The 3,318-nt window shown below is 64.0% G+C and carries 4 protein-coding genes; 2 read left to right on the top strand and 2 right to left on the bottom strand.

Translation table 11 applies throughout. The features are described from left to right. Window positions 1-108: 108 nt before the first annotated feature. Together ACFHVL_RS30965 and ACFHVL_RS30960 are read left to right on the top strand one after the other, a co-directional pair. Window positions 109-645, top strand: a complete 537-nt coding sequence (locus tag ACFHVL_RS30965) for a hypothetical protein (RefSeq protein ID WP_416632156.1) — start codon at window positions 109-111, stop codon at window positions 643-645. 113 nt (window positions 646-758) lie between these two features. Next, the gene (locus tag ACFHVL_RS30960) at window positions 759-1,883 is read left to right on the top strand and encodes a hypothetical protein (protein WP_416632155.1); all 1,125 of its coding nucleotides are present in this window, start codon (window positions 759-761) and stop codon (window positions 1,881-1,883) included. 519 nt (window positions 1,884-2,402) lie between these two features. Here ACFHVL_RS30960 and ACFHVL_RS30955 read toward each other — a convergent pair. Next, entirely contained in the window at window positions 2,403-2,837 is a 435-nt protein-coding gene (locus tag ACFHVL_RS30955; RefSeq protein WP_416632154.1) for a hypothetical protein, read from the bottom strand. A gap of 57 nt (window positions 2,838-2,894) precedes the next feature. After that, the coding region (locus tag ACFHVL_RS30950) for a GNAT family N-acetyltransferase (RefSeq protein ID WP_416632153.1) at window positions 2,895-3,318 on the bottom strand (424 nt) is incomplete at its 5' end.

The following is a 3,318-nucleotide window of genomic DNA, read 5'->3' as shown; positions in this document are numbered from 1 at the left end:
ATTCCCACACATCTTGACCGTTCCGGACACCGCGCCCGGTGATCAGAGCCTTACCCGGAAAGGCTCAATGTCCTTCAGAACGAGGAGTCGATGTACCTCGGTGAACGGATGACCGAGGACGACATCGACCGGGCAGCCGCCTACCTACACGAGCAGGATTTCATCAAGGGCGTCCGGACAGCCCAGACGCGTGGCCCGGTTCGGGTAGAACTGACTAGCAAGGGCGAGGACTGCGTCGAGCAGTACGGAGGAAACGTGACGGCGTACAAGCAGGGCGGCCAGGGCCGGGGTGACACCGCCACCTTCAACTTTGGGCCGATCATCAACAACGGCACGATGGCGGTGGCCAGTGAGGGCTTCACCCAGAACACGACCGTCGGTGTCGATCAGGCCGGCGTCGCCAAGCTCGTGCAGACCCTCCTCGACGGGCTCGACAAGCTGCAGCTGACCGACGAGGCCAGAACGTCCGCGCGAGCGGAACTCGAAGCAGTTCAGCAGGAAGTCCAGCAGCCGCAACCAAACACCGGCCGCGTCACCGCCGGGATTGGCCGCGCAGTGAACTACTTCATGGAGGCAGGCAAGCCGGTCGTCACCGCAGCGTTCATGCTCATCGCGAGCGGCTTCGGGCTCCCTCCGGCGGCGTAAGATTCCTGTCCACATCGGTGCCTTGCCGGCGGCCAGCCCGACCCAACCATGACATCGTTCACGACATCTGCCTCGCCAGGGCTTCCCGCCTACCCCTCGCCACATGGATAGATGTGATTAAACAGGACGAGCTCGCTGACTGGATTCTGATCGCCCTGGGCGAACTTGGCGGCAGCGCCCGCCGCGATCGCGTCCTTGGCGCCATCGAGCGTTCGCTCGGTGGCCGGCTCGCAGCCGACGATCATGCGCTCCGAGCCAACGGCGAAGCAGCCTGGAAGAACAATGCCTCCTTTGCCCGAAAAGAGCTGGTCGCGGCGAAACTGCTCTTCCCGACGGCGCGGTCCGGGCACGGCACGTGGACGTTGACACCGACCGGAGTCCGGCGATCTCGCATCCTACGATCACGCCAGAGCGCGTCTCTCTGTCCGTCGTTTCGCTCGATCGCTGCAAGGGTTGCCTGGTCTACGACTGTCGGACGATCCGTCGGACTGGTGCCCCTGGAGCCGACCTTCACTGACAACGCGCTACTCGAGCTCGCGACCCAGCACCGAAGCCAGATCAAGATCCACCGCTTCGCCTCCCACGAGGAGGCCCAAAACGGCGCCGACTGGGAGTGGTGGATCCGCGACCAACACCGCTACATAGGATTCCGGATCCAAGCCAAACGCGCCCACCCACGCACGGGACGAATAGCCCTCGACCAGCCGGCAGCAGGCACGGCACCCTTCGACAAGCAAGTCGAGGCGTTCGTGGAACGATGCCGAGCGGACAACATCTCCGGCCTGTACTGCATCTACAGCGACTGGCAACCTAAAAGACTCGGCCTTGCCGGCCCGGGTCCCTGCCCGCACGGACCCGCCGACGTCGCCCAATGGGGCTGTACCGTCGTGCTTGCCGAGACAGCGCTCCGCCTTGCAACCAGCGGACAGTGCGACGCCGAGACAGTCTTGGGTGCTGGAATGCCCTGGTACCACCTCGTCTGCAGCACAGGCGAGAGCATGATCGCCGGAATCCAGAGTGTCTTCGAACGATTGATAGAGCACGATGTAACTCTTCGAGACGTGAGTGACGGGGTACCGATGGACCACATGTTCCCGTCCCCCGCGACGCAACCGCCGGCCCAGGTGACAGCCTTCTTCCAGCGCGACGTCGAAATCTTGGAGCCATGGAGCGACCTCGTGGGAGTCGTGCTGGTCGACGCTCGGGCCAGCAACACCTCCAGTACCGCAGACTTCTGACCAACACGATCGCTCCCACCGCCACGGTGACGACCAGAGGTGCGCCCGGATTGGGGCCCGGCGGGCTGTAAACGTCCCGGTGACGGGTCAACGGTGCCCCCGTTTACCCCCCGAAAACCCCTGCTAAGGGTGGACTATCAGTGACGAGCGTTGACAAGCCGACGATTGCGTCGGTGCTGGTAAGCGATGGTTTCTGGCGGCCAATGACAAGCTCATGACCGTGACGTTTGGCAACCGTGTGTCGCAGGTTCGAATCCTGCCGGGGGCACACATTCGGACATAACGGCCTCGCAACCCAACTTCCTGGTCAGCGCGGCACGCGGCGAACGCGAAATATCGCAGGTCCTACGGCTGATCCGTCAGGCTGTTGATGTTTCACCAGCTCAGCGCGCCTGGGAGGGATCTTCGCAGGTCCGTGTCGCCCAGCTTGCCGTGCGGATCGGGTTGCTACCGATGACCACGCCTGACTGCAGCGGCGCCCCACCCAGTTCGTCCGGGCGCGTCACCAAGCGGATCAGCTCAGGTAAGCATGGGAATGACCTTGGCGAAGGTGTCCAGAGACTTCTCCTGCACGGTGATGTAGGTGAAGCCGAACCGGTTTCGGCGGGCCAGGAGCTGTTCGGCGATCTGTTCAGGGCTGCCGATGAGTACGGCGGGGAGGCTGCCGATCTGGGCTGGGCTCATCGTTCCGCGCAGAAAGCGGAAGTAGTCCTCGATGGCTGCCCGGCGGTCGTCGGTCACCTGAGCACGGAGCACGATCACGTTGCGCTGAACCCCTTCGCGGCCCTGGTGGCGCAGTTCCGCGTCTACGAGGGCGACCCGTTCGGCCATCTGCCGTTCGGTAAGGATGTACATGCCACGGCCGTGTACATCGAAGGCGGTGGCCGAGAAGGAGATGATGTCGGCGTGCCGCGCGGCAAGGCGGAGAACCCTGTCACCGTTGCCGCCGATCATGATCGGGGGCCGATCCTCTAGGCCCATGCCTGCCTGGGCTTCTCGCAGTGCATCCAGTCAGGAGCCCAGGATCAGCTCCCAGAGAATGCCGTCACGCCAGGCGCCATCGAGGAGGATGTGCTCGCGGGCCACGCCGTACGGGCGAAAGCCGTTGCGACGCAGAGCCTTCTGCGAGGCCAGATTCTCCAGCCGGGTGGAAGCCTCCGCCCGATGCAGACCGAGCTCGCCAGCCATCACCGCCAGGACCTGCGTCACGGCGCGGCTCGCATGCCCCTCGTTCTGGAAGACACTGCCGATCCAATAGCCGACGGACGCCTTGCGCAGAAATGGCTGCCTCAGAATTGTGCCGACTGTGACCTGCCCGGCGACAGTGCCATCGGCGAGCACCACACCAGGCCAGGTTGTGCCGCTGAGGTGCCCCGAGGATTCCGGACAGGGAGCCAATAAGGTTACCCTGTTAGGAAAGTCGAGGGAAGAAGCG

Origin of the sequence: Micromonospora sp. LOL_023, from assembly GCF_048060115.1 — a bacterium.
Classification (GTDB): Bacteria; Actinomycetota; Actinomycetes; order Mycobacteriales; family Micromonosporaceae; genus Micromonospora_E.
Note: the sequence above shows the minus strand (reverse complement) of the source record. Positions and strands in the feature narration are given on the sequence as shown.

Coding starts and splice junctions, on each gene's coding strand:
- ACFHVL_RS30965 (WP_416632156.1), top strand. CDS start 109: ATGACCGAGGACGACATCGACCGGGCAGCCGCCTACCTACACGAGCAG.
- ACFHVL_RS30955 (WP_416632154.1), bottom strand. CDS start 2,837: ATGATCGGCGGCAACGGTGACAGGGTTCTCCGCCTTGCCGCGCGGCAC.